The 1,924-nt window shown below is 75.3% G+C and carries 3 protein-coding genes; all 3 read right to left on the bottom strand.

Features of this window, described 5'->3' with window-relative positions; all coding sequences use genetic code 11:
* Window positions 1–733, bottom strand: a 733-nt coding sequence (locus tag N866_RS14085; protein WP_052023078.1) for an ABC transporter substrate-binding protein, incomplete at its 3' end; no start/stop codon positions are given.
* 138 nt (window positions 734–871) lie between these two features.
* Window positions 872–1,747, bottom strand: a complete 876-nt coding sequence (locus tag N866_RS14080; protein WP_081802662.1) for an ABC transporter ATP-binding protein — start codon at window positions 1,745–1,747, stop codon at window positions 872–874.
* A partial coding sequence (locus N866_RS14075; protein WP_034227442.1) for an iron chelate uptake ABC transporter family permease subunit occupies window positions 1,744–1,924 on the bottom strand: 181 nt, incomplete at its 5' end. The genes N866_RS14080 and N866_RS14075, both read right to left, overlap by 4 nt.

The raw sequence follows: 1,924 nt of genomic DNA, 5'->3' as shown, positions 1-1,924 counted from the left end.
TGTTGACGAACCCCAGGTCGAGCATGAACTCCACGCGCGGGTCCTCGTCCGCGTAGACGTACACCGTGCCCCCGGTCTCCCAGACGGTCGCGAGCGTCAGCCCGGCGAACTCCGGGTGCGCCGCGCGCTGCTCGGTGATCGCGGAGTCGATGTCGGCGAGCACCTGCTCCGCCTCGCTCACCAGGCCCAGCGCCACGCCCGTGGTCGTGACGACGTCGCGCCACGGCGTGGACCACGGCTGGTCCGGGTAGGCGACGACGGGCGCGATCTGCGACAGGGTCGCGTACTGCTCCTCGGTGAGCCCGGAGTAGTGGGCCAGGACGACGTCGGGCTGCGCCGCGGCGATCTCCTCGAACGGGACGTCCGCGCCGGTGTCGGGGAGCACGGTCGGGATCTCCTCACCTGCGTCCTCGACCGCCTCGCGGATCCACGGCAGGACGCCCTGCTCGTCCCCGCCGTAGGCCTGGAAGGGGATGGCGACCGGGGTGACACCGAGCGCGATGGCCGCGTCCGCGGTGCCCCAGCCCCACGTGACGACCCGCTGGGGTCGCTCCTCGATCGTCGTGGTCCCGAACGCGTGCTCGAGCGTGACCGGGAACGCGCCGTCGTCGGCGGTGGCGGCCTCGCCGGCGGGCCCGGCGGCCTCGTCGGGCCCGCTCGAGCAGGCGGCGAGGGCCAGGGTGGCGGCGAGGGAGGCGGCGACAGCGCGGAGGCGCCGACGGGATGCGATCACAGGGTGCTCCTGGGACGGTCGGAGGGAGCGACCGGTGATCACCGGCCGCTACATTGGTGAGCCTAACCTAAGTAAGGGCAGGCTTAGCGACGGTACGGATGTGACCTCGGCCACCCTGCTGTGGCCCGCGCCCGGTGATCAGCCGGCGGTCGTCGAGGACCGGGGCAGGATGACCGGCCGGCCGGTGTCCGGGTCCGTGAGCACCCGTGCCCGCACCCCGAACGCCGTGCCCACGACCTCCTCGGTCAGCGTGGCCGTCGGGTCGCCCTGCGCCACCACCCGCCCGCCCGCCAGGACGACGAGCTCGTCCGCGTAGCGCGCGGCGAGCGTGAGGTCGTGCAGCACGACGACGACCGTCCGCCCGCCCGCCACCTCCTCCCGCAGCACGTCGAGCACCTCGACCTGGTGGGCGACGTCCAGCGCGCTCGTCGGCTCGTCCAGGAGCAGCACCCGCGGCTGCTGCGCGAGAGCCATGGCGATCCACACCCGCTGGCGCTGCCCACCGCTCAGCTCGGCGACCCGCCGTTGCACCAGGTCGGCCGTGTCCGTCGCATCGAGGGCGCGCGCGACGACGTCGTCGTCGTCGCTGCGGTGGCCGCGGAAGAAGGACTGGTGCGGGTAGCGCCCGTGGGCGACGAGCTCACCCACCCGGATGCCGTCCGGCGCGACGGGCGACTGCGGCAGCACCCCGACGGTCCGCGCGACCCGGCGGGTGGGCAGGCGCCCGAGGTCCTCGCCGTCCAGCGTGATCCGTCCACGCAGCGGCGTGAGCAGACGGGCGAGGCCCCGCACCAGGGTCGACTTGCCGCTCGCGTTCGCCCCGACGAGCACGGTGAGCGCCCCGGGCCGGACGTCCAGGTCGACGTCGTGCACGACCGGTGTCGCGCCGTAGCCGAGCGTCACGCCCTCGGCGCGCAGCCGGGGGGCGACGACGCCACCCGGCTGCAGGGCGGGCTCCAGGGCGGTCGGCAGGGTGGTCGGCAGGGCCGGCGGCACGGGAACGGTGCGACTCATGCGGGGACCTCCCTGCGGCGCTCGCCGCGGACGAGCAGCCAGACGAGGACGGGGGCGCCCACGGCCCCGGTGACGAGCCCGACGGGCGGCTGGAGGGCGCCGGGCAGCGCGTGCTGGGCCACGAGGTCGGCGCCCACGACGACCACCGCGCCCACGAGCGCCGCGGTGCCCAGTGCC

The sequence above is a fragment of the Actinotalea ferrariae CF5-4 genome, assembly GCF_000603945.1.
GTDB lineage: Bacteria > Actinomycetota > Actinomycetes > Actinomycetales > Cellulomonadaceae > Actinotalea > Actinotalea ferrariae.
The sequence above is the reverse complement of the archived record's forward strand: the minus strand, read 5'-3'. Positions and strand labels throughout refer to the sequence as shown.